The 21,630-nt window shown below is 50.1% G+C and carries 20 protein-coding genes, 1 tRNA gene and 1 pseudogene; 8 read left to right on the plus strand and 14 right to left on the minus strand.

What is annotated here, in order from left to right:
• Positions 1-106 precede the first annotated feature (106 nt).
• A complete protein-coding gene (locus tag PGR91_RS06195) occupies positions 107-820 on the plus strand; it encodes a flavodoxin (protein ID WP_118656669.1) in 714 nt (237 codons plus the stop codon).
• Between the two features lie 225 nt (positions 821-1,045).
• On the opposite strand, the gene PGR91_RS06200 is transcribed toward PGR91_RS06195, so the two are convergent.
• The 3 genes from PGR91_RS06200 to PGR91_RS06210 are packed head-to-tail and all read right to left on the minus strand — an operon-like array spanning position 1,046 to position 3,222.
• Positions 1,046-1,654 (minus strand): flavodoxin, encoded by a 609-nt coding sequence (locus tag PGR91_RS06200; RefSeq protein ID WP_118656557.1) that lies wholly within the window; start codon positions 1,652-1,654, stop codon positions 1,046-1,048.
• A gap of 27 nt (positions 1,655-1,681) precedes the next feature.
• On the minus strand, positions 1,682-2,362 hold the full coding sequence (locus tag PGR91_RS06205; RefSeq protein ID WP_118458640.1) for a dihydrofolate reductase family protein: 681 nt from the start codon (positions 2,360-2,362) through the stop codon (positions 1,682-1,684).
• A gap of 14 nt (positions 2,363-2,376) precedes the next feature.
• On the minus strand, positions 2,377-3,222 hold the full coding sequence (locus tag PGR91_RS06210) for an SDR family oxidoreductase (protein ID WP_118458642.1): 846 nt from the start codon (positions 3,220-3,222) through the stop codon (positions 2,377-2,379).
• Between the two features lie 372 nt (positions 3,223-3,594).
• Here PGR91_RS06210 and PGR91_RS13570 point away from each other — a divergent pair, with 372 nt between their 5' ends.
• Both PGR91_RS13570 and PGR91_RS06215 read left to right on the plus strand, forming a co-directional pair.
• Positions 3,595-3,732: an HNH endonuclease gene (locus PGR91_RS13570; RefSeq protein ID WP_118458644.1), complete on the plus strand. Its 138-nt coding sequence runs from the start codon at positions 3,595-3,597 to the stop codon at positions 3,730-3,732.
• 77 nt (positions 3,733-3,809) lie between these two features.
• Complete coding sequence (locus PGR91_RS06215; RefSeq protein ID WP_153498041.1) at positions 3,810-3,971, plus strand: hypothetical protein; 162 nt, start codon at positions 3,810-3,812, stop codon at positions 3,969-3,971.
• A gap of 87 nt (positions 3,972-4,058) precedes the next feature.
• Here the strand turns inward: PGR91_RS06215 and PGR91_RS06220 are convergent.
• Positions 4,059-4,616 (minus strand): annotated as a pseudogene (locus PGR91_RS06220) (Fic family protein); the annotation flags it as partial.
• Positions 4,617-5,078: 462 nt separating this feature from the next.
• Here PGR91_RS06220 and PGR91_RS06225 point away from each other — a divergent pair.
• The 3 genes from PGR91_RS06225 to PGR91_RS06235 all read left to right on the plus strand — a co-directional run bounded on the left by PGR91_RS06225 (position 5,079) and on the right by PGR91_RS06235 (position 7,409).
• Positions 5,079-6,029 carry a bifunctional helix-turn-helix transcriptional regulator/GNAT family N-acetyltransferase gene (locus PGR91_RS06225; protein WP_118656561.1) on the plus strand — a complete coding sequence of 317 codons (951 nt, stop codon included), beginning with the start codon at positions 5,079-5,081 and terminating at the stop codon, positions 6,027-6,029.
• A 124-nt stretch (positions 6,030-6,153) separates the two neighbouring features.
• Entirely contained in the window at positions 6,154-6,498 is a 345-nt protein-coding gene (locus PGR91_RS06230) for a cupin domain-containing protein (RefSeq protein ID WP_253906318.1), read from the plus strand.
• A 62-nt stretch (positions 6,499-6,560) separates the two neighbouring features.
• Entirely contained in the window at positions 6,561-7,409 is an 849-nt protein-coding gene (locus tag PGR91_RS06235; RefSeq protein WP_118458654.1) for an RteC domain-containing protein, read from the plus strand.
• Between the two features lie 373 nt (positions 7,410-7,782).
• Here the strand turns inward: PGR91_RS06235 and PGR91_RS06240 are convergent, their stop codons facing one another.
• The 7 genes from PGR91_RS06240 to PGR91_RS06270 form a co-directional block, all read right to left on the minus strand.
• Positions 7,783-9,009, minus strand: a complete 1,227-nt coding sequence (locus tag PGR91_RS06240) for a site-specific integrase (protein ID WP_118656565.1) — start codon at positions 9,007-9,009, stop codon at positions 7,783-7,785.
• Between the two features lie 270 nt (positions 9,010-9,279).
• Positions 9,280-9,352, minus strand: a tRNA-Lys gene (locus PGR91_RS06245).
• 117 nt (positions 9,353-9,469) lie between these two features.
• Positions 9,470-9,931, minus strand: coding sequence for a ribonuclease HI (gene rnhA, locus PGR91_RS06250; protein WP_101570697.1), 462 nt, complete (start codon positions 9,929-9,931; stop codon positions 9,470-9,472).
• A 92-nt stretch (positions 9,932-10,023) separates the two neighbouring features.
• Positions 10,024-10,407, minus strand: a complete 384-nt coding sequence (locus PGR91_RS06255) for a TraR/DksA family transcriptional regulator (protein ID WP_055204085.1) — start codon at positions 10,405-10,407, stop codon at positions 10,024-10,026.
• A 95-nt stretch (positions 10,408-10,502) separates the two neighbouring features.
• Positions 10,503-13,943, minus strand: coding sequence for an isoleucine--tRNA ligase (gene ileS / locus PGR91_RS06260; protein ID WP_118656566.1), 3,441 nt, complete (start codon positions 13,941-13,943; stop codon positions 10,503-10,505).
• 103 nt (positions 13,944-14,046) lie between these two features.
• Entirely contained in the window at positions 14,047-14,973 is a 927-nt protein-coding gene (locus PGR91_RS06265; protein WP_172970765.1) for a DMT family transporter, read from the minus strand.
• Positions 14,974-15,098: 125 nt separating this feature from the next.
• Positions 15,099-15,530: an META domain-containing protein gene (locus PGR91_RS06270; RefSeq protein ID WP_101570694.1), complete on the minus strand. Its 432-nt coding sequence runs from the start codon at positions 15,528-15,530 to the stop codon at positions 15,099-15,101.
• Positions 15,531-15,673: 143 nt separating this feature from the next.
• Here PGR91_RS06270 and PGR91_RS06275 point away from each other — a divergent pair, with 143 nt between their 5' ends.
• Complete coding sequence (locus PGR91_RS06275; protein ID WP_055204093.1) at positions 15,674-16,048, plus strand: RidA family protein; 375 nt, start codon at positions 15,674-15,676, stop codon at positions 16,046-16,048.
• A 99-nt stretch (positions 16,049-16,147) separates the two neighbouring features.
• Here the strand turns inward: PGR91_RS06275 and PGR91_RS06280 are convergent, their stop codons facing one another.
• Positions 16,148-17,443, minus strand: coding sequence for a glycosyl hydrolase family 28-related protein (locus tag PGR91_RS06280; RefSeq protein WP_147387396.1), 1,296 nt, complete (start codon positions 17,441-17,443; stop codon positions 16,148-16,150).
• Positions 17,444-17,752: 309 nt separating this feature from the next.
• Here PGR91_RS06280 and PGR91_RS06285 point away from each other — a divergent pair, with 309 nt between their 5' ends.
• The gene (locus PGR91_RS06285) at positions 17,753-18,892 is read left to right on the plus strand and encodes a 6-bladed beta-propeller (protein WP_118656568.1); all 1,140 of its coding nucleotides are present in this window, start codon (positions 17,753-17,755) and stop codon (positions 18,890-18,892) included.
• A 112-nt stretch (positions 18,893-19,004) separates the two neighbouring features.
• Here PGR91_RS06285 and bla read toward each other — a convergent pair whose 3' ends face one another.
• Together bla and PGR91_RS06295 are read right to left on the minus strand one after the other, a co-directional pair.
• Positions 19,005-19,991 (minus strand): class A beta-lactamase, subclass A2, encoded by a 987-nt coding sequence (bla, locus tag PGR91_RS06290; protein WP_118656569.1) that lies wholly within the window; start codon positions 19,989-19,991, stop codon positions 19,005-19,007.
• A 16-nt stretch (positions 19,992-20,007) separates the two neighbouring features.
• Positions 20,008-21,615 carry a 4Fe-4S binding protein gene (locus PGR91_RS06295; RefSeq protein ID WP_118656570.1) on the minus strand — a complete coding sequence of 536 codons (1,608 nt, stop codon included), beginning with the start codon at positions 21,613-21,615 and terminating at the stop codon, positions 20,008-20,010.
• Positions 21,616-21,630 lie beyond the last annotated feature (15 nt).

The following is a 21,630-nucleotide window of genomic DNA, read 5'->3' on the forward strand; positions in this document are numbered from 1 at the left end:
AAAAATACTGAATGAGCTTTATAGCAAACTTAATTGAGCCGACGAACAAAGCCCGTTCGTCCGGCTCTGGCTATTTTTGCAATGTAAACCAGTAAAATATATGAATATGAAAAAGTTTCTGTATCTTCTTTTTGCGATGTTCATCACAGTGGGATTGAACGCCTGTTCTCCCGATGACGATCCGGAGAATGAACCCCCGACGGAAATTCCTGAAAATCCGGACGACCCCGATCAGCCGGATAATCCGGACCCCAATCCCAACCCTGACCCTGACCCTGGCCCGAACCCGAATCCGAATCCGACAACAGGAAAGACGCTCATCGTCTATTACAGTTTCACGAACAACGTGCATACCGTCGTGGGTGACCTGCGCACGCAGATCGAAGCCGATGTGATACGGGTGGAACCGGCCGAGAAAGGACTCGACTATGCAGCGAACAATTACGCCATCGGCAGTGCATTGATTCAGGCGATCCGGAACAATCCCGGCAATGCATCTTCTTATCCGGCAATCGATCCCGTAGAGGTAGAGTTCGGGCAGTACGGCACCATCATCGTGGCGGCGCCGCTTTGGTGGAGCAACATGGCGGCTCCTTTGCAGACGTTCCTGTTCAACCATGGTGCGGAGATGGTCGGCAAGCGCATCGGTCTGATCGTATCGAGTTCGAGTAGCGGCATCAGCGGCGTGGAGTCGGACGCCAAGCGGTTGATTCCCGACGGGAACTTCCTGACGCCGAGCCTCTGGATCCGTTCGTCCCAGACATCCGACTGCCACTCGATGATAGCCCAATGGCTGGAAGATATAGGTTATACGGAATAAAATAGGAGACGGTATGAAAAAGATATTCATTCTATCGATGCTGCTTGTTCCGGTGATGGTTTTCGCGGTATCCTCGTCGCCTATTTATCAGCGACAGGAACGACGGCACGAACCGCCGAAAAACTGGCAAATGTTACGGGAATGAATTAGAAAAGCGGGATAAATAATTTAGCCCCTGCCGGATAAATTTGCGGCAGGGGCTGTTTGTGATGCACAAGAATTCCTTTATTTCAATTTATTCAGCCAGGACTGCACGGTCTTTTTTGCCTGGGCCTGCGAGTTCTGGGCGGTAGTTCCTTGAACTGCGAGACCTTTGGCAATGGTCGCGCCCTTGCAGGCTTGTTCCAAAAGACGCTCCGTGCCGGACAATCCGCTGCCCTCGTGCGTGCAGAACGGGATGACGGTCTTCCCATTCCAGTCGTGCTTTTCGATGAAGGTATAGACCGCCATCGGCATATCTCCCCACCAGTTGGGATAACCCAGGAAGATGACATCGTAATCCTCTGCGGCAATGTCCTCTTTTACGGCAGGCCGGGCCTTGTTCTCTTTTTCTGTTTTGGCAATGTCCACACAAGCCCTGTATTCATCGGGATAAGGCTTCACCGGTTCTATCTGAAACAATTTGCCATTGGTCTCTCCCGCAATCATCTCGGCAATGATGTGCGTATTGCTTTTGCTGATGTTTCCGACATTGTAATTCTCTCCGGTACGGGAGAAAAATGCCACCAATACTTTCTTGTCTTTCATTATATTCTCTTTTGGTGCAGTGTTTTGCGCGAATGCGGAAATCCCGCATATGCAAAGCACGGTTAAAATCGACAGAATCTTTTTCATGATTTCATACTGTTTTCGGAGGTTGTATTATTTACACCGATAACGAATCCAGACCGTTTCCGTTCCGGCTATCCGCTCGACACTTTGCAGTTTCAAATGATAGGGTGCTTCACTCTTCCAGGTGCAGCCGTCAAACAGGGCGGTCTGTCCCTTGCGGCCGTCAATACCCGAAGCCAGCAACAGGCTGACTTCATCGATGAGTCCGGCTTCAAGAAAGCCTCCGTTGATATTGCCTCCACCGACAATAATCAAACGTTTCACATCGAATTGTTCGCTTAAAATATCCGTTGCACGGTGCAGGTCGATGCGCTCTTTTCCCGTCGCTATCCATGATACATTGTTCTTGCGAAGCATCTCAAGATGGGGTTCCGGCACGTTCTCGCTCATCACCACAAGCAGGGGATGCCCGTCCGCCTCGCCGGATGCCATCTGCAACCGTCCGTGGGTATCGACGATGACGGTGTACTCCCCGCTTTCCACTGCTTTGTGGACAGACTCTTTGCCAAGTCTCGCACCGGCATACCCGGAAATTTCCTCCTTTACTGCGGTACATTCAAGCGCGGCCGTCACCCGACCGGATAATTTGGAACTCGAACCGAAACTTTCCAATGTGGTGTAATACTCTTCACCGCTGATCTGTGCCACCATCGGACAGTCGATTCTTCCGTCGATGGATGCCACCATGTGGCAAATAATATAAGGTCTCATAACTTCTTTATATTTTATTTGTTATCTGTTTTTTCAGGTTTCAACTCTCCGTAGAAATAGGCCGCGGTGGCCCCTCCGTCGATGAGAAAATCGGAGCCCGTGATAAACGCTCCCCGGCCGCTCATCAGTAGTTCGGCGACATTGGCCACTTCGTCTGCCGTTCCGGGACGACCTGCCGGACATTTGGCGAACATGTTCTTGTAAAATTCGCCTCTCGGACCGTTGAACTCGTCGATAGCCAAAGGTGTTACGATGATACCCGGCGAGATGGAATTGACACGCGCTCCCCGTTCTCCCCATTTTACGGCCTCCGCCATGACACGCTTCACGTTGCAGCGTTTCGCCATCTGGTAGGCGTGCAGGGTGTCGCGGATGCGGTCCGGTTGCAACATATCCAATGCAAGCAGCGCGTCAGTCGGAGTGGTGGCGAGCAGCTCGTCCTCTTCCGGAGTGAGAGCCGGCATACGGTGTCCCGACTGACTGGAGATGGTAACCCCGACACCGCCGCACCCGATTACCTTGCCAACTTCTTCCAGCAAGAGGGCCGTTCCATACAAATCCACCCTCAAAATGGTTTCAATGGGTGCCTGACTGGGAGATACGCCCGCAGCATTAACAAGCATTGAAATCTCACCAAACTTTTGGGCTTCGGCAATCATGTTCAAAATGGATTCCCTTGAAGACAAATCCATCTCTACGGGACTCGTATCAAATCCTGCTTCATTCAAAATCCTGCTGACACTTTCCGCATTTTTCTGCGTCCTGTCGCCCACTACGATTTTCTTTCCGTAGCCCATTCTTCGAGCTATTGCCATCCCTATCTGACCGGCTCCGATTAAGAGCATTACTTCTGTATTCATATAACATTCAGGTATTTTTTATTTTGCAAAAATAGCGGATAAAGTATATATAGATGATAGACGGATTACGGATAAGTTTACCTAAATTACGGTTCTTGATTTTTTCAGTTTATAGGTTCCATTGCAAATCCTTATTTTTGTATCCGAATTAAGCGTAAATGAGGATGAATGAGAGAGTAAAGGAATTTAGAATAGACATGCGCCAACCTGAAGAAGCCGATCCCGCCGAGGGTATTCGTTGCACACAACTGTGTTTCAGAATCAATCACACCATGCCGATGACGGACGAGTATGACCGGCTTGTATCCGGAACTGTTTGCCGGTAATATTTTGAGTCGCTGCGGCGACACCGGATAGTACGAGACCGTCGGATTGCTCATCGTCCCGATCAATCGAGGCGGCGCGAAGCTCGATATGGCCAATCTTCAGAGCCTTTGTTATCCGTGCCATAACCGCGTCGGGCATCGAATCGCACACGAGATAACCAACACTTGGTTGCCTATGATATAAACCGATGAAAATGGGCGTGCGGTTGTGGTTTGCAAGCGAAAAAATGGAGCCGCCTGCGCCCATTATGAAAACCGAATATGAGAACGACACTGAACCTGACGCAGATCGTGGAGGAGTGGCTCGCCGAGACGGACATCCTTACGGCGACGAAGGCCGCCGCCGTAAGGTGGCCCGCATCGACATATTCGAGACTTCGATACCTAATTAATGGACGCACGGTCATCCATATCCCAGCGTAAGGGCAAAGTAGATAAACGCGATACGGTCGCCGTGCCGGGGATGATCGCGGAGCAGGACAGTTGTAACGTTTGGGGGCACGAATAGAATCAATACTTGATCTTGAAATAGTCGAGTATCGCCTTATCGTTATCTTGTGCGTTAAGACAGGTATCCGTTAGATACTCTTTTACTTCGGGCCAGCGTTGCAAGTCTCGGTAATAAAACATCTTCAGGTCGTCGGTGATGATGAAAGACACGATGCCGTTTGCGAGGCACTCTTTGAAGAGGAGGAGCCGACCGACACGACCGTTGCCATCCTGAAACGGATGTATGGATTCGAAACGCTGATGCAGGTCGAGCAGATCGGTAAACGACTTTCTCGGTTTGGCGTTGTATTCGGCAAGCAAGGCTTTCATTTCGCGCCGCACATTTTCCGGTGCGGCGGTTTCGTTACCGCCTACCTCATTGGGCAGGCGTTTGTATTCCCCGACGGCGAACCACTCCTTGCGGCTGTTCGATGTTCCCGATTTGAGTATTGCGTGCAACTCTTTGATAAGAGATTCGGTAATCCTCTCCTTGGCACGATCGATAATGAGGTCGATGCAACGGAAATGATTTGTCGTCTCTATGATATTGTCTGTACGCACGCTCTCGCCCTCGATTCCGTCAATAACGAAAAATCCTCACAACATCAATGTTGTGAGGATTTTGCTTGATTTTTCTTCCTAAGGCTTGCTTAAGTTGTGATCCGCCTGGGTTATGAACCAAACGTTATTTCTTCCTCAATATCAGTACTTTCGGAAATTTTGGCTTTGCATCCGTCACGCTTTAGTCCTTAAAAACTGTCTGCTCTTGTCCGGTGTCTGTCTGCCAACATCTTGGGTTCAAATGTACGCATTATTTTTGAATTTTGCAAACCGTTGAAAATAAACATTCTAAGGTTAGTGCAAGGTGCAAGCTATATATATAAATATATACTTGCACCTTGCACTAAAATTTGTAGGCATAAATTCTCAAAATAAACTTATTACTTGCCAAGAGAGAAAAATATTTTCTGTATTTCTTTTGCAGATAAAAGTTTGTTTTATACTTTTGTGTAATCAATTACGTTTTTAATAACATGTAATATGGGATTTTTTGAAAAAACAGGTAAAATGGCTATTGGTAGCAGATTACGTATGCTTACCGATAAGGTTACAGCTGACGCATCTCAAATTTATCAATTGTATGATGTGGATATAAAACCTAAATGGTTTCCCGTCTTTTTTGTATTATCTGATGGAGAAGCTAAGACGATAACGGGTATTGCCAAAGAAATAGGTCATACTCACCCGTCAGTGAGTAATATTGTAAAAGAAATGGATGCAAAGGGGCTAATAAAAGAAATAACGGACAAAACAGACAAAAGAAGAAATGTTATTGTTCTGTCTGATAAAGGAAAAGAAATGGCAGATATTTTATCTACGCAATGCTCTGATGTAGCAACCGCAATCGAGAATATATCAAAAGAAACACGTAATGATTTATGGAGAGCTATTGAAGAATGGGAAGAATTACTTTCTGAGAAAAGTTTATTTCAACGGGTGAAAGAGGCGAAAAAGGCAAGAGAAAGCCATGATATACAGATAGTTTCTTATACCCCAAGTTTTCAAGCTATATTCAAATCGTTGAATGAGAGTTGGATAACTGCCCATTGGCGTTTAGAAGCACATGATTTGGAATATCTTGATTATCCTCAACAAAATATTATTGATAAAGGTGGATATATTTTTGTTGCGACTTACAAAAACGAACCAGTTGGCGTATGTGCTCTCTGTAAAATGGATGATTTAATATTTGATTACGAATTGGCAAAACTTGCTGTCAGTCCAAAAGCACAAGGGAAAGGTATTGGCATTCTGTTATGTAAGGCTGCTGTAAATAAGGCAAAAGAACTTGGAGCCAAGAAATTATTCCTTGAAAGCAACACACTGTTAAAACCTGCTATTCATATATACAAAAAGATAGGATTTAAAGAACTTTCTGAATATCATCCTGCTTATGAAAGAGGTGATATTCAAATGGAGCTGACAATATAAATCGACAATATTTATGCTTAGTAGATTATTCGTTTTGAATGTAGCTAATTTATGTAGTTGTCCTTTTAATGAAAACATATTGAAAACAAATAACGAAAAAGCAATTAATCTAAAAAGTAGAAAGATGACAAAGATAAAAATTGTGGTACACAAAAAAGATGCCTTGAAAAAAGTATTTAAAGGTGTTTCATTGGATTCTTTGGCAATTGGTGAAAAGTCAATGGTAGCCAAGATGAATTATGTAAAAGGTAATTTCGCCACAACGCATCAACACCCGCATGAGCAATGCGGCTATGTTATTTCAGGTGAATACCGATTGAAAGTGGAAATACCGGAAGAAAATATTGATATATTGCTTCATGCAGGCGATAGCTATGCTATTCCGGGGAACACGCCCCATTCGTTTGAAGTTATTGAAGGTGGTGAGGTTGTTGATGTGTTCACTCCTCAACGAGAAGATTACTTGTAATAATTGAGAATCCACCTTGCTGTTGATTTTAGCAAGGTGGATGACTTACAAAAGAATTACAGATGAAAGAGAAACTTTCCCAAATATTAGTTCTAATAGATTCAGAAATAGATGAAATTGACCTCTACGGTTATGATATTATTCCGACTTCTCTTTCAATGGTGCATCGGTTACAAGACGTATTGAATGATTTAAGAAATCAATTACAAACTTATGTTTTCCCTACTAAGGAAGATGAAATATCATTCTTTAAGTCCCAGAAGCCGGAAATACTTGGTCGATTATTGTATTTTCATAAAATATATCGTATAGAAACGCAATGTCCTAATGGTAGTAATGAAGCCGTTAGAAGCTATCTTAATAAGGAATTGGACAATCTGACCTATTTCTTCAATAGGAATTTAGATTTTTATCAGTATTATCGTTCACATTCAACCATATATGATGAATACTATTTTGTTCGTGGAAAGGCTGATTTAAGATTATGTACGGATAGCGTACAACTTGACAAAGATCCAAAATTCTCAACTGGATATGATTACAAGGTCGCAAAAATTATAGCCAATGAGATGTTACGTATTTATTTAAATAAGAGGTTAGTTAAACTGGAAACCGATAATCTTGTAGAAGATAACCTGCAAAAAGGCACGAAATGTCCTTTTCGTTTCACGGGTAAAAAAGTTTTTCTTATAGAATTGGGTTATTCTCTTGTTTCTTCGGGGGACATTAACAATGGAAATGTGGAAATTAAAGAAATAATGAACTTTCTCGGCACAGTGTTTCAAGTGGAATTAGGGGATTATTATGCTGCTTATATTGCCATGAAAGAACGGAAGAAAGACCGGACGGCATATCTTACCCGTTTGCAAGATTGTCTGATTAAGCGTATGGACAAAGATGATAGCAAATAATATTTTTTTCTTTTCGCAAGTAATTATGTTCTTGCAATAAATAAACCATTCAGTATTTCAATCAATATTGAATGGTTTATTGTTTTCATTCAATATTGCCATATTGAAATCTTGCTTTCAATCAATCAAGCTATCAATATTTCAATAAAACAAGATTGCAGAATTACAAAAATAAACTCATCGGTCGGGGAACGCCCAGCGGCAAGGGGCGGGACCACCCATCCCGACGAGCGAAAAAATCTTTAGTTGGGGAATCTCTTTCTTCTATTGGCAAACGACTTCGGAGTGAATTTGCCCAAGGTGTTTTGCGGCACGGAAAACAGATTTGTGTGCCACAAATCACACCTTGCTGTTATCTGACGATAACATAGTTTCATCGGCTGGCAGTCCTGTGTGGAACATCCAACTTTTGAGCCAATATTTCCATGTCGCTACTTACTTTCAAATTGGTAATCCTCGCATAAATTTGAGTGGTTCTGATATTGGTATGTCCCAAAATCTTAGATACCGTTTCAATGGGAACACCATTGGCAAGCAGCACCGAAGTCGCACACGAATGTCTTGCAACGTGGTAGGTCAAGGTCTTTTCAATTCCGCAAATGGCTGCGATTTCTTTTAAGTAATCATTCATTTTCTGATTGCTGATAACTGGTAAAATCTTACCGTTTGGCAATTTGTCTTTGTCCTTTTCCAATATGGCTTTTGGTATATCCAGCAATCGGACGGTAGATGTAACATTTGTTTTGTGTCTTTTCCGTATAATCCACAAATTACCGTCAAATCCGGTGCGAATGTTCTCTTGTCTTAGTTCGCATACATCAATGTAAGAAAGTGCCGTATAGCAGCTAAAAATAAACAAGTCACGCACTTGTTCCAGTCGCTTGGTGCTGAACTCGTGATTGTAAATAGCGGTAATTTCTTCCATAGTCAGATAATCCCTATCGGTACGTTCAAACCTTACCCGATAACTCCCGAAAGGGTCGGCAGTCACTAAACCCGTATTCTTGGCAAAGTTTACCACCGTGCGAAAGCGTTGTACGAACTTCATAGCCGTATTATGGCTACATCCGTAGTTGTTCTTGATATACAGCAGGAAATCTTCAATGAATACCACATTTATATCTTTTATGAGCATGTCGGAAACGGAGTACTTGAACTTCATAAACTCGATAAGCCGTTTCTTTGTCAGTTCATAACGTGAATAGGTTTTGTCTGTGGTATTCATTTTGACCTTTTGTAAATACTGCTCGTTGTGCTGTTTGAAGAACTCTATCAAAGTCCGTTCTCTTGCTATCTTGCCTAAAAAAGCGTTCTTTACCAGTTCTGCGGTTACATATCCGTCTTGCGCCATTAACGCATGGTAATGTTGATGAACTGTGCTGCGAATACTTTCCAGCATGGAATTGATGTGTACGGCTTCTGCGGTTCTGCCGGAAGCCTTGCCTAATTCCACGCTCCAGTGAGCCGGATTTATTTCCAGTTTGGTGTTAAACTGGGCTACAACTTGGTCGATAGTGATACGTGCGATAATCGGTGCGTTACCGTTCTTCTTTACTGCATTTCGTTTGACGAAATAGAGTAGCTTAAAAGTACTTCTCATAATCTCTTTTTTTAGTTACAAACTTAAATTGATAAACTGAAAATGAGATATTTGCAGTACGGACAAATCAAGACAACAAACCGCCAATTTTGGACATTCCGTGACCTAAAATCTTAGAGGGTGGACAGGTCATGAATTGGTCACAAAAGTGTGTCATTTTGTGACCTTTTCGTGTCTTAGGTCACAGACATTATACAAAGAAAAACTCCTACAATACCTTGATATTGTAGGAGTTGTACATTTACTGTCCATTTCTGTCCAGCGTTTCTGTGATCCAGCCGGGGCTCGAACCCGGGACCCCAACATTAAAAGTGTTGTGCTCTACCAGCTGAGCTACTGAATCTCCGTTTTTGGTGGTGCAAAGATAGACAGATTTTTCTTTAAACCAAAAATAAAACGGTTTTCTTTGCCTTTTTTTGTCATTTTATCGCAGTTCGCACCGGTCGTTTCGTGCGGTCGTTCAGGTTTCGGGGCGGTACCCCGTGTCGGGAGGAAGGTTCGGCAAAGATGCCGCCGCGACGGCCAGTCGGTCGCAGCGTTCGTTTTCGGGAATGTCGGCATGTCCTTTCACCCAGACGAAGCGAACGCGGTGGCGGCGGTACGCTTTCAGGAACCGCGTCCACAGGTCGGCATTTTTTTTATCTTTGAAACCTTTGCGTTCCCAACCGAAAACCCAGCCTTTTTCGACTGAATTGACGACATACTGCGAGTCGCTGTAAATCGTCACTTCGCACTGGTCGTACCGGAGCGCTTCGAGCCCCGCGATGACGGCCATCAGTTCCATCCGGTTGTTGGTCGTATGGGCGTAGCCGGCGCTCAGTTCTTTGCGGAACGGGCCGCTCAGCAGGACTACCCCGTATCCGCCGCGTCCGGGATTCCCCTGTGCGGCGCCGTCGGTGTAAATCGTAATTTGTCTCGGCATATGCGTTAAAAAAGAGGGACGCGCCCTCTTCTTTGTTAGTAAATTCGACCCCGGTACGGCCTGAGGAAGCCTCCGCCCTACCCTCGTGATTGCTATTTGTGCTCGCCTTTGGCTTCGATACACAGCGTGGCGTGCGGTACGATACGCAGGCGTTCCTTCGGGATCAACTTCCCCGTTTCGCGGCAGATGCCGTAGGTTTTGTTCTCGATGCGGACGAGCGCTGCCTCCAAATGCTGGATAAATTTTAGCTGCCGTTGGGCAAGGCGTCCGGATTCTTCTTTCGACAACGTGGCGGCACCCTCTTCGAGCACTTTGAAAGTCGGCGAGGTATCCTCGATATCGTTGCTTGCGGTGTGCGTAATAGTCGATCTCAGCAAATCGTAGTCAGCCTTTGCCTTTTGTAATTTTTCCAGTATTATCTGCTTAAACTCCTGCAGCTCCTCGTCGGAATACCGTGTTTTTTCATTTTCAGACATGGCCCTAAAGTTTTTGGTTTATGTATAAAAATAATATTAATTTACGAATCGGCAAAAGTTTTTGGCGGTAACCCCGGAAAATAATCGTCCGCAGGTTATGCTTTTTTGACCAATATGCTGACTGTCAAATCGTCCAACTCGATGTTTTGCGTGCCGGGATCGGTTATCGAATCGGCTGAGGAAATACTTACCGCCAGCGTTTGCGCGGCGATATAATCGCCGTACGATTCGACCGCTCCGTCGGTTTGACCGTTCTTGCCGATCGTTATCCGGATTTTGTCCGTGACTTCGAACCCGCTCTCTTTTCGGATGTTCTGGATACGGTTTACCAATTCCCGTGCCATTCCTTCTCGCTTCAGCTCTTCGGTTACCGTGATATCCATCGCGACGGTCAGTTTCCCTTCGGCGGCGACCAGCCAACCCGGCATGTCCTCCGACGTGATGTCGAAATCGGCGGCCGTGGCTTCGATCTTCACGCCGTCAATTTCGGCCGTCCACGAGTCGGTGCGTTCCAACTGTGCGATGTCGGCCTGCGAGAATCCGGCGACCAGCGCCGAAATTTGTTTCATCTGCTTTCCGTACCGAGGCCCTAACGTCTTGAAATTCGGCTTGATCCGTTTGGTGATTACGTCGGTTGTGTCTTCGATGAATTCGAGTTGCTTGATATTCACTTCGTTCAGGATCAAATTCTTGACGGCTTCGATATGCTCTTTCAGCACAGGGTCGAGCACCGGGATCAGGATCCTGCTCAGCGGTTGGCGCACCTTGATATTGACCTTGCGGCGCAGCGCCAGCACCATCGACGATACCTTCTGGGCGAGCGCCATTTTCTCTTCCAGGTCGCTGTTTACCAGCGAATCGTTCGCCTTGGGGAATGCGCTGAGGTGTACCGACGCATCGCAGTGGCGTCCGCTGAGGGCGTTCAGGTCGGTGAAGATCCGGTCGCTGATAAACGGCGCGAACGGCGCAGCCAGTTGCGAAACGGTCTCCAGACAGGTATAGAGCGTCTGGTAAGCGGCCAGTTTATCTTCGGAAAGTTCGCCGCCCCAGAAACGTTTTCGGTTCAGGCGCACGTACCAGTTCGACAGGTTTTCGCCGACGAATTCCTGGATGGCGCGAGCCGCCGGCGTCGGATCATAATTTTCGAGCGCGTCCGTTACCTCTTTGACCAGCGTGTTCAGCAGCGAGATGATCCAGCGGTCGATCTCGGGACGTTTTTCGACCGGCACTTCCGGTTCGCGGCCGGTGAATCCGTCCACGTTGGCGTACAGCGCGAAAAAGCTGTACGTATTGTACAACGTTCCGAAGAATTTGCGCCGTACTTCGTCCACGCCTTCCACGTCGAACTTGAGGTTGTCCCACGGCTGCGAGTTCGAGATCATGTACCAACGTACCGCGTCCGCCCCGTATTTTTCGAGCACTTCGAACGGATCGACGGCGTTGCCGAGGCGCTTGCTCATCTTGTTGCCGTTCTTGTCGAGCACCAGACCGTTCGAAATGATGTTTTTGAACGCCACGCTGTCGAACAACATCGTGGCCAGCGCATGCAGCGTGAAGAACCAGCCGCGCGTCTGGTCCACTCCTTCGGCTACGTAATCGGCCGGATATACTTTTCGGAACTCCGCATCGCCGATCTCGAACGGATAGTGCACCTGGGCGTAGGGCATGGCCCCCGAATCGAACCACACGTCGATCAGGTCGCTCTCGCGCACCATCTTTTCACCTTTGTCGGATACCAGCACGATGTTGTCCACATAGGGCCGGTGCAGATCGAATTTTTCGTAATTCTCTTTGCTGAAATCGCCTTCGACGTAACCTGCGAACGGGTTTTCGGTCATAAAACCGGCGGCGACCGATTTGTCGATTTCGGCTTTCAGCTCGGCGACTGAGCCGATGCATTTCAGTTCGCTGTGGTCTTCGGTCGCCCAGATCGGCAGCGGGGTGCCCCAATACCGTGAGCGCGACAGGTTCCAGTCGACAAGGTTCTCGAGCCATTTGCCGAAACGTCCCGAACCGGTGCTGGCCGGTTTCCAGTTAATCGTTTCGTTCAGCGCGATCAGCCGGTCTTTGACGGCCGTCGTTTTGATGAACCACGAGTCCAGCGGGTAGTACAGCACCGGTTTATCGGTACGCCAGCAATGCGGATAGTTGTGCGTGTGCTTTTCGATCTTGAATACTTTGTTCTCGAATTTCAGCTTCATGCACAGGTCGACGTCGAGCGTCGGATCGTTGTCCGTCAGCTTCGGATCGTAAGCGTTCTTGACGAAACGGCCTTCGTATTCTTTGTAGGCAGTCGTATCGACATGGGTTTTCACGAACTCCGGATCCATGTCCGCGATCAGGAAAAATTTCCCGGTGCGGTCGACCATCGGCTGGCGTTTGCCGGCGCGGTCGGTCACCATCAGCGGGGCGATTCCGTTTTGCCTGGCTACGCGGTCGTCATCGGCGCCGAACGTCGGAGCGATGTGCACGATTCCCGTCGTGCCGTCGTCGGTCGTCACGAAGTCGCCGGTGATGACGCGGAATGCGTCGCCGTCCGGCTTGATCCACGGGATCAGTTGTTCGTATTCGACGCCGGCGAGGTCTTTGCCCATGTACTCTCCGATCACCCGGTACGGAATGTTTTTGCCGTCCCCGCCGTAACCGTCCAGCGGCAACTCTTCGTTTTTCTTCGGAAAAAAGTTATGCAGCAGCTCTTTGGCCAGGATAACGGTGATCGGTTCGGCCGTATACGGATTGAACGACTCTACTTTTACGTAACGGATTGCGGGCCCTACGGCCAGCGCGGTATTCGACGGCAACGTCCACGGCGTGGTCGTCCACGCCATGAAGTACAGCGCCCCTTCGACCCCTTCGAACAACGGCTCGCTTTTCGCGTTGCGAACGATCCGGAACTGCGCCGTGCAGGTCGTGTCCTTCACGTCGCGGTAGCAGCCCGGCTGGTTCAGCTCGTGGTTGCTGAGCCCCGTGCCGGCGGCCGGCGAATAGGGCTGTATCGTATATCCTTTATACAGCAGTCCCTTCTTGTACAACTCGGCGAGCAGGAACCACAGCGTCTCGATGTACTTGTTGTCGTAGGTGATGTACGGGTCGTCCATGTTGATCCAGTACCCCATGTCGCGGGTCAGCCGTTCCCACATGTCGGTATAGGTCATCACCTCGCGGCGGCAGATGCGGTTGTACTCCTCGATCGAAATTTTCGTGCCGATGTCCTCTTTGGTGATGCCGAGCTTCTTTTCGACGCCCAATTCGACGGGCAGTCCGTGCGTGTCCCATCCCGCTTTGCGGTGTACGAGAAAACCCTGCTGCGTTTTGTAGCGGCAGACGATGTCCTTGATCGTACGCGCCATGACGTGGTGGATCCCCGGCGTTCCGTTGGCCGACGGAGGACCTTCGTAAAAGACGAACGTCGGATGTCCCTCGCGGGTCGTTATGCTCTGGTGGAATGCGTCGTTGCGGTCCCACTGTTCGAGAATTTCCCGGTTGATCTGCGATAGATCGAGTCCTTTATACTCTTTGAATTTTGAACTGCCCATGTTTCGATAACTTGACTTTTGCAATAATCTGCAAAAATAGCTATTTTTTGGCAGATTGTCAATAATATCCCGGGATTATGCGAAATCGGTTCTGCCGGCGGGTTCACTCCCCGCCGTGCCGCGGGGCCGACGGATGGTTTTTATATGCGTTGACTACCAGCAGTACGCCGACGAAAACCGCGATCGAGGCGAGTCCACGATCCCAGGACAGTTTGTCCATGCCGAGGGCGACCGAAAGCCCGGTCGCGATGACCGGTTGCAGGTAGAAATAGACGCTGCTAATCGTCGGTTTGACGTAGTGCAGACTGAAAATAAGCAGGTAATTCGGTCCGAAACTCGGGAGCAGGACGGCGTAGGCGATTACCCACCAGATGTGCGGCGGGATGGCGGCGAAATCGGTATGGATCACCGAGCTCAGTCCGAACGGAAGCAGCATCAGCGCGGCCAGCGGATACATCCAGCGCAACAGGGTGATCGGTTTGTAGCGCATGATCAGGTCTTTGAGCCATACCATCGAGAACGACGAACTGACGATGCCGAGGAAGACGATCGCGTCGCCGCCCAGTTTGGCCGTCGCCGCCGTCGTGCCGCTGTTGCTGAGAATCACCACGAGCGCGCCGGCCAGGCCGATCACCATGCCGACGATTTTCATCGGAGTGAACCGGTCGATCAGGAAAAATACCGAGATCACCAGTACGAGGATCGGCCCCAGCGTGGCGATGATCGAGGCGTCGATCGGGCTGGTATGCTGGATGCCGACCATCAGGAACAGTTTTTTTGCGACGCCCATCAGTACGGCTGCCCCGATGAATTTTACGATGTCTCCTTTGCGTTGCACCCGTTCGACCGGAACGAAAAAGAACGACAGCAGAGCCAGGATCGCGGCGATACTTACCGCCAGGGTCGCCAGTGCGTAAGGCGACATGTATTGCGGCATAATCATCTTGTAAAACGGGTAATTCATCGCCCAGACCAGATTGGCCAGGATCAGGCCGAGGTGGGCCTTGGTCTTATTTTGCAGTGCGTTCATGGATGGATGATTGATTCGTGGGGAATCAATTCGCAAAAAACGCGCCGGGAATACCAGGAAAACGATGCGCCGTCCCTCGGGACGGCGCATCCGTTTTTTTTTAGCAGGTATTCTCCTGTTTCCGTTTATTTCATCGTCGTGTCCTGCGCCTGCATCACCATCAGCATTTCGCCGTCGTGCATCAGCATCAGCAGGTCTCCGTCGATCCGGTAAGAATCCACCCGGTCGAGTTCTTTGATGAATTTGTCTTCCTGAGCCTGATTCGCACACATGGCGCGCGTCGAAGCGACCGATTCGATTTTGATTTTGCCGTTGTCGGACAGCGTGTAATTGCCCATGATCGAATTGCAGTCGCCGCGTCCGCCGAAACGGCCTTTTTCTTTGCTGAATACCAACGTATAGTTGTTGTCGGCTTTGAACGGCTGTCCTTCCCATTCGACCATCGCCCAGGTGGTTTCGGTCAGGGGTTTGGCATTCTTTTTTCCTTTGCGACAGGAGCAGCAGGCCGTGACCGAAACGGCGAGAGCGATTGCGAGAATCAAACGTGCGGTTTTCATAATAAGTTGATTTTATTTGTAATTGTTAAAAATATCCTCCGAAAAAACGGCAAGCAAAGCTAATAATAATTTCCGAGAACCCGTCCGGATTCCGGATGATGTTTTAAATTTGCACGACAGTATAACCGATAAATTACAGAGCCATGAAAAAAGTTATTGCAACCGCGGCGGCCCCGCAGGCCGTAGGCCCTTACAGCCAAGCCGTCGAAGCGGACGGGACGGTTTACGTTTCCGGCCAACTCCCGATCGATCCGATCAGCGGTACGATGCCCGATACGGTCGCCCGGCAGACCGAACAATCGCTGCTCAACATCGGGGCGATCCTCGCCGAAGCCGGATGCTCGTTCGACAACGTGGTCAAATCGACCGTTTTGCTCGACGATATCAGCAATTTCGGGGCCATGAACGAAGTCTACGCTCGATTCTTCACCGGGCAGATGCCGGCCCGGGTGTGCTATCAGGTCGCGGCGCTGCCCAAAGGCGCAAAAGTCGAGATAGATGTGATCGCCGTAAAATAGACGCGGTACGGCTTTCGTATCGGGAAAACGACCGGACGTTGCTGTCCGGTCGTTTTTGTCGTTGGGAAAGCGTTGCCGGGCGGGCGGCCGCTTGCGGGCTTATTCGAAGTCGAGGGTTTTCAGGGTTCCGTTCGGATCGACGTACCGGATCAGGGCGTTCGCTCCGTCGGCCGATTTCGTAAAGTCGGGACTCCCGGTATACACGTTTCCGATACACCTGCTGCTGACCTGCGACCGGTTTCGAATGGCGGTGCCGTCCATGTTGAAAATATTGCCGTCGATCAGCAGGTTGCCCGAGTTGGGAAGGATGTCTATGCACACCCTCTTCGGCGAGGCCGGCTCGGCGAACTGGTTGTGCGACACGATGAAATCGTTCACGGCGTCGCATTCGATGTCTTTGGATGTGTACGACGATACGCTGTCGGGGTCGGCATGCCACCTGCTCGCCGCCCGGTTGAAGCAGTAAAACAGGTTTCCGGAGACGAATCCCTGCCGGATGCCTTTCAGGGCCAGTCCTTTGACCTTGTAGTGGATGTGGCTGTCGGTCAGGTGGAACGCCGGTTCGCCCCACCCGTCCGTTCGTGCCGACAGCCTTACCCGAATGCCGGTGTCCTGCCCTACGAAATAGCAGTCGGATACGATCCCGTCCTCGCTGTCTATTTCGCTCCGGTACAGCAGGCCGTATTCCGCCCCTCCCCAGAAGTAGCATTTGTCGACGAGCGGGCTGTAACAGTCCAGCAAGGCGAATCCCGCAGCCATTTTACCGTGCGAATCGCCGTACTCGGACGTGATCTTGACATTGTCCAGCATCGGATACCAGGCGTTCTTTACGACGATTCCGTTGGCGAAATAGCCGTTGCTGAAATGCGGTCCCCGTACCAGCAGGTTCCTTGCCTGGAACATCCTCGAATGGTGATCTCCGGGGTTCTGGTCGGCCGTATTGAATTCGACCGCCGTACCGAGGCCTTTTTTTACGGCGACCAGCGAAAGATCGCAGACGGTCACGGTCAGCATATTCGTCGCCAGATTGAAATAAAGCCCTCCATCCTCGTTGTCGCAGATCAGTTCGGTCGCGTCCTCCCCCGCTCCCCTGACGCAAATTCCCGAATGGTAATCGTATCCGCCGAACTGCGGCTGGTCGAAAACGATCCGTCGGGATATCCGGAACGACCCCGCCGGAAGGACGATCTCGACCTGCCTTTTGCCTTCCATCCGCCGGAATATTTTCTCGAAGGCCGGGGCGCAGTCGGTCGTCCCGTCGTTTTTCGCTCCGAAGTCCAGGATGTTGTAGGTGGCGCATCCGCGGTCGTCGCGGTCTTTCGGCCGGGCGGCCAGGCTGTCGCGGCCGGTCGCGATGCAGAAAAGCGTACACAGCAGTAAGGAATGAAATCTCATAATTTTCTGTTTTACGGACTTTTGAACGGTACGGTTAAAACCCGTTCGGGGTGTTTCCGACACGGAATGCAATATTGCAAAGATTTCCGGAATAAATCAACGACGGGCAGACTAAAGATGGGTATTTTGTCCACATACCTGATTCGATTTAATTTATCAGTTAGTGCCAAATTTGCATGTAAAGATTAATCGGTTTATCTTCGGGATGATATAAGTATATGCCATTAGGCGCGTTGTGCGCGTCTTTTGCCGTAATTGTTTTCTTCAAGAGTAAACTTCATTTGAACAATGATTTATAGTTGATTGCCGATGTACAAGTCGTCGTTTATTTGTTTCTGGGTTTCTGTTTTGTGGATCGCTGGCTGTACTTCGTCCGCAGAATCCGGATCCGCCCCTGTTTTTACGGTGACTGTTGGGGAAGCGAATACGGGTTTATGCGATTCTCTCTGGCGTTATTCGAAACCGGTATTTCTGGAAACCACTTCCGAATCGGCGCTGAGTATGATCTCGAAAGTCGTTCTGTGGAACGGTCGGATCTTTGTTTCGGATAACCGCTATGATAAAATATGCGTGTTCGATACCGCCGGAAAGTTTTTATGGAATATTCGCCGGGTCGGCAGAGGGCCCGGGGAGTATATCGGAATGACGGATTTCGTGATCGATCCCGACCGGGAAGAATTGATCATCTATGCCGATAAGCCCTACAAATTGATTCATTGCGGTGTACAAGGCGATTTCCGGTATGAAAGCCGGTTGCCGGACGCTCTGTTCAAAGAGTTGGCTTTTACGGAAAAGTACCTTGTCGCGATTAACAGCCAGCAGATGTTTCCGGCCGATTATCTGTCCCTGATAGAACGGGGACGGGAAGATGGATTTGTAAAAATTCCTTTTGAACGTCCGATTCCTTTCAATACCTATTCCATCGGGCGGCAGCTCGTCGTTTCCGATCATCTGAATTTTACGTGCCGGTACGACAATACGGTCTACCGATTGGACGGGAAGAAAATCGTACCTTGGTTCCAAATCGATTTCGGGGAGAAAAATTTCCCTGCGTCGCGGTTGAATGTACAATTGACACAGGAGGAGTTTTGGGATTTGCTGGTAAAGGGTTACGTTTATTCCGTTACGAACGTCACCGAAGACGGGAAAACGGTTTATTTTACGACGAACCTGTCCGGATTGGGGAAGATCGATTTGGAAGGACGGCAAACAACTTATTTGCGGTCTCTTAAAGATGGACGTCTGGGGGTTTTCCTCGGGGAAATGCTTGCCGTCGAACACGTCGGAGGGCATCCCGTGGTCGGGTTCTCTCAGACTTTACAGCAATTGAAATTGTCGGTATCCGACCGGGGAAATTCAACGGATTCGGTTTTTCTGAGCCGTGTGCGGACAGCCCGGGAGGATGATAACCCGGTTTTGTTTTTTTATTCGAATCATCCGTTCGAATAAAGGTTGTATTGCCGAACTTCTGAGCGTAAGTACCGCTTCCCGCTACCTGCGGCGTCGCAACCAAAGTTAAAAAGAAGAGCGCTTGTTTGTTTGGCAGGGCGCTCTCTTTTTTTTACGGACTCCCGGCCGCATCGTCGGCCGACACGCTTTCGGGGTGGCAAAGCGTCGGACGGTTCGGATCAGTCGGACGTATCATAAAATCGTATACGATTGCGGAAATGCGGGCGATTATGGAGGCGTTCGTCGGATCGTCTTCCTGCGAATCGCTGACGAATACGGCGATGTAGTATCTTTTGCCGTCCGGCGTCAGCACGAATCCGGCGTCGTTGTCGGCGATTTTGACGCCCGTTGAGGTGCGGTCGGAAGAGCCCGTTTTGTGGCCGACCGTGCAGTCCGGGGGCAACAGACCTTTGAGCTTGTCCTGCCCGGTCGAGGTTTCCGTCATGATCCGGATCAGGAATTTTTTGTACTTGGATGCGAACAGCCGGTTTTCGAAAAAGGTCTCGATCAGGCGTGCCGTCGCCGTCGGCGTACTACGGTTCAGGTATTGGTTCTCGATCCGGTCGTGCATCGTTTTTTCCGAGGCGGAAATGAACGTGTTTTCGATGCCGAGGCCGCGCACGTATTTTTCGACGGCTTCGGGGCCTCCGGCATATTCGAGCAGGATGTCGCAAGCGTTGTTGTCGCTGTGCGCTACGCTGTATCTCAGCAATTCCGCTATCGTAATCGAAAAGTCCCGGCCGGGGTGTCGTTCTCTCAGCGGGCTGTATGTGTCCGGGTGCATGTCCGAAGCTTTTATGCGGACGACGCTGTCCAGCCGGGTGCGGTTCCTGTCCATGCGGTCGAGTACGGCCAGGGCGATGTGGAATTTGAATACGCTCATCAGCGGGAACAGGATGCTGTCGTTCGCCGCGACGATTTCGTCCCGGTTGGACAGTACGGTCACCCCGACGGTCGCCCGGTACCGGGACAGCACGGAGTCGATTTGCCGGACGAGCGTTCCGCATTGCGGTTTTGCCGTAGCGCATAAAGCCGCGAACAGGCATACGGCCGTCAGACAGCCATATGCGGCGATTCGTCGGACGGTTTCGGCGGTCATAAGCGGTCTGCGCATTTTAAAATCCGAAATCGTCGATTTTGATGTCGCTGCCGCCCGACCGTTCGAACGGTTTCGCCTGCTGTTGCACCGGATTGCCTTCCACGTGGATCGCCCGGAACGGTCGTGCCGGGCAGACGTATTCGCAGCCGCCGCATCCGACGCAGATATCCGGGTCGATCGACGGGATGGTCAGTCCCTCCTTGTACGGGATCATCGTCACCGCTTGCGTCGGACAGTGCTCGGAGCAGGCGCCGCAACTCGTTTCGTCGGCATAGACGATGCAATCTTCCTTAATGAATACGACGCGCCCCACCTGCGTCAAGTGCTTTTGCTCGACGGTAAGCGGATGGATCGCCCCGTTCGGACATACGTCCGAGCAAACGGTACAGTCGAAATTGCAGAATCCGCGGTCGAAATACATTACCGGCTGCATTACCCCGCCGAGTCCGTATTCGGTTACGGCCGGTTTCAGTACGTGCGACGGGCATTTGGCGATACATAGGTGGCAGGCCGTGCAGTGTTTGAGCAGGTGCTCCGGGCTGACCGCTCCCGGGGGGCAGAGCGGATGCTGCCGTTTGTACCCTTTGCGGCCCGATAGCAACTCTTCCTGTTTCCTGGCGAATGCTTCGGGCAGCAGGGCGGCGGTCGCCAGCAGCGTGCCGAGGAACTGCCGCCGCGACCGGTCGGGCGATTCGGAAACGCCTGCCGTTTCGGGCGGGCTGCAAGGGGCAGGTTGCGAAGACGTAGGAACCGTTTGCGGGATACCGCCCTTTTTTACGGCCAACGGAACCGCCGCTTTCGATGCGGTGGACGAGAACTGGATCGCCTGCTGCCGGCAGTTGTCCAGGCAATCGAAACAGGCTATGCAACGGCTGTAATCGACCGTGTGCGTCTTGCGGTCGATGCACGACGCTTTGCATTTCGAAGCGCATACGCCGCAACCGTTGCAGTTGTTCTTGTCGATCCTGATTTTGAACAGCGCGTATTTGCTCAGGAAACCCAGCAGCGTGCCGACCGGACAGATCGTATTGCAGTACGAGCGACCGTGTTTCCATGCCAAAAAACCGATGATTCCGAACGTGGCCAGTGCGACGATAAAAGCCAGCGGGCTGACGACGGCGACTTCCGTGCGGTAGAAAGTATAGTTGTCGAATTTCGTGAAAATCGCTTCCAGCAGGTTGTTGCCGGCCATGTAGACCGGGCTGAAGACATTCGATACCAACCGCCCGTAAGCCCCGTACGGATCGAGCAGGCTCAGCACGACGGTCAGGCCGAACAAGTACGTGACTACGACGACTCCGAGCACCGACCACCTTAGGATCGTTTTCGCCGGCGCGAACGCGAACCGTTTCCGTTTTTTCTGCAACCGGCCGGCGATTCGGTTCACGATATCCTGGAAAATGCCCGTCGGGCAGACGACCGAACAGTAAATCCGCCCGAACAGCAGCGTCGCCAGAATTAGCCCGGCCAGCGTGACGAGGCTCAACGACAGCACCGCCGGCAGGAATTGGATACTGACCAGTCCGTGAAAACTTTCCGGCAGCCATCCGGCGAAGTCGAGGAAGTAGAGCGTAATCAGGGTAAAGGTCGCCGCCGCCGCTACCACACGCAACTTTCTGAGCATGATGTTTTCGTCTTT

Source organism: Candidatus Alistipes pullistercoris, assembly GCF_027665465.1.
Classification (GTDB): Bacteria; Bacteroidota; Bacteroidia; order Bacteroidales; family Rikenellaceae; genus Alistipes_A; species Alistipes_A hominis.